The sequence below is a fragment of the Burkholderia sp. LMG 13014 genome (genome assembly GCF_905232215.1).
In the GTDB taxonomy this organism is placed as follows: domain Bacteria; phylum Pseudomonadota; class Gammaproteobacteria; order Burkholderiales; family Burkholderiaceae; genus Burkholderia.
Genome location: NZ_CAJNKE010000802.1, coordinates 1 through 2,203, shown reverse-complemented (window position 1 = coordinate 2,203; position 2,203 = coordinate 1). Strand labels below are relative to the sequence as shown.

2 protein-coding genes are annotated in these 2,203 nt (G+C 67.1%); both read left to right on the top strand.

Translation table 11 applies throughout. The features are described from left to right. Nucleotides 1-596 precede the first annotated feature (596 nt). The gene (locus JYJ84_RS34775; protein ID WP_122947146.1) at nucleotides 597-1,844 is read left to right on the top strand and encodes an alkaline phosphatase family protein; all 1,248 of its coding nucleotides are present in this window, start codon (nucleotides 597-599) and stop codon (nucleotides 1,842-1,844) included. Beyond that, a complete protein-coding gene (locus tag JYJ84_RS34770; protein ID WP_122947145.1) occupies nucleotides 1,841-2,089 on the top strand; it encodes a hypothetical protein in 249 nt (82 codons plus the stop codon). The genes JYJ84_RS34775 and JYJ84_RS34770 overlap by 4 nt, the downstream gene beginning before the upstream one ends. The last annotated feature ends 114 nt before the right edge of the window (nucleotides 2,090-2,203 follow it).

Sequence of the window (2,203 nt, the reverse complement as noted above, 5' to 3'; positions counted from 1 at the left end):
CAGCGCCGTGTAGTTCGTGTGGTCGCCGAGCCAGTCGTGCAGGACCATCACGCATTCGGGGCCCGTGCCATGCTGCAGATAGCCGAGGCCGCCATTGGGGCCGGAGGCGAGGGTGTCGATACGGTTCATTTCAAGAGGTTTCCTTTTGGTTGGAGGAACCAAAACGAAACGCCCTCCCGGCGGACCGGGAGGGCGTCTTGAAAGTGCATCGATCGTATCGGGCCGATCGGCGAAAGTCAACGATCAGAGTGCCGTCCGGCCCAACCCCTCGATGCGCCGAGGGGGCGGGCGCGGTGAACGCGGAAACGGCGCGTATCGCGTCGGCGACGAAAGCGCGTCGCGGATCAGCCGCGAATACGCGCGGATGTTCGGTGCGCGGCCGACGCGCGATGTCGTCACGCCGAGAACCGCGCCGGCCGACGGCTGAACGTACGCGCCGCAACGCGGTTCGCGTGCGGCTTTACGCGCGGGCCGGCGCGGTCGTACACTCGTCGGCAATTCGCAGCCCGCGCCACGGCTTTCAATCCCTTCAGTGGCTTTCAGCGGGCCAACGACCGTGCCAGCAGGACTTTCGTCGCGCGACGCCAGGAGGCGCCATGAGTGCAGACGCAGCCCCCGCATCCCCGTCGGTTCAGGACCGCATCCAGCACGTGTTCGTGCTGATGCTCGAGAACCGTTCTTTCGATCACCTGTTCGCGCTGTCGGGCTATCCCGACATCGTTGCCGCATCGCCGGGCAACAGCAACGCGTACGGCGACGCGGTTTATCCGTTCGGCGGCGGTGCGCCCGACCGGATGCCGACCGATCCGTGCCACGAATTCACCGACGTGCTCGAGCAGCTCTGCGGCGCGGGCGTGCCGTTCGTGAAAGGGCAGCCGTATCCGCCGGTCGGCAACACCGGGTTCGTGTCGAACTACGCGACGTCGCATTCCGAAGGCATACCGCCGCAGCCGGCCGATGCAGGCAAGATCATGCAGGGCGTCGATATCGCGACGCAGGCGCCGTCGCTGTATGCGCTCGCGAACGCGTTCGTGCTGTGCGACGCATGGCATGCGTCGATGCCGGGGCCGACCTGGCCGAACCGCTTCTTCCTGCACGGTGCGTCGTCGGCCGGGCTCGACCATTCGCCGACCAAGGAAGAAATGGCCGGATGGGACGCGTTCGACGGCTTTCCGTATCCGAAGGGTTCGATCTTCGCCGCGCTTGGCGACGACAACTGGCGCATCTACCAGGACCAGACGGGCGATCCGCTCGGCCACGTGCCGCAGGTCGCGTCGCTGAAGGGCATCAGCTTCTTCGACGTCGACGATCTCGCGCATTTCGAGGCCGATCTCGCGGCCGGCTATACGGCGCGCTATACGTTCATCGAGCCCGGTTACGGCGACATCGTGCACGGCACCTACCAGAACGGCAGCTCGCAACACCCGATGGACGGCCTCGCCGGCGGCGACCAGCTCGCCGCGCGTGTGTACAACGCGATCCGCAATTCGCCGGTGTGGAACAGCAGCCTGCTCGTGATCTGCTACGACGAACACGGCGGCTTCTACGATTCGGTCAGGCCGGGCGCTGCGCCGCCGCCGAACGATGGCGCGGCGGCGACGCTGAACGCGAGCGGCTTCGGGTTCGACGTATACGGCGTGCGGGTGCCGGCGATCGTGATTTCACCGTGGGTCGCGGCCGGGCAGGTCGACCATACGCCGTACGATCATGCGTCGGTCGCCGCGACGCTCGAGCGGCTGTTCGGCGTGGCACCGCTGACCGACCGCGACCGTCTCGCGAACGACCTGCTGGCGCTCGTCACCACGACGTGCCGCAGCGACTGCCCGCAAAGGATCGGATCATGAGCACGACACCGACATTCGACCCGCGCGATGCATTGCCGGTGCGCGACGGCACGAGCCTGATCGCGTATCTGCACATCCTGAAGAAAGCGCATGCGGCGCTGGTCGGTCATGACAAGGCCCATCAGCGCTTCAGCGAGATCGTCACGCGCGGGCAGGCGCGGCAATACATCGAGGAACTGATGCCGTCGCTGCTGCAGGCGCGCGAAGCGCATCGGCGCAAGCGGCACGGCGAGAAGCATCGCTGACGGCCAGGGCGGGGCGCGGTTGGGGCCGCGTGAAGCCTGTCGGCATGGGCAGGAGCGAACCTGCGACATGTCATGCCGCCAGCCGTGCGCGCTGCGTGCTGAGCGCCGACACCG

Bases quoted from the DNA above. Each gene is read 5' to 3' on its own strand.
- JYJ84_RS34775 (WP_122947146.1), top strand. From the start codon at position 597: ATGAGTGCAGACGCAGCCCCCGCATCCCCGTCGGTTCAGGACCGCATC.
- JYJ84_RS34770 (WP_122947145.1), top strand. From the start codon at position 1,841: ATGAGCACGACACCGACATTCGACCCGCGCGATGCATTGCCGGTGCGC.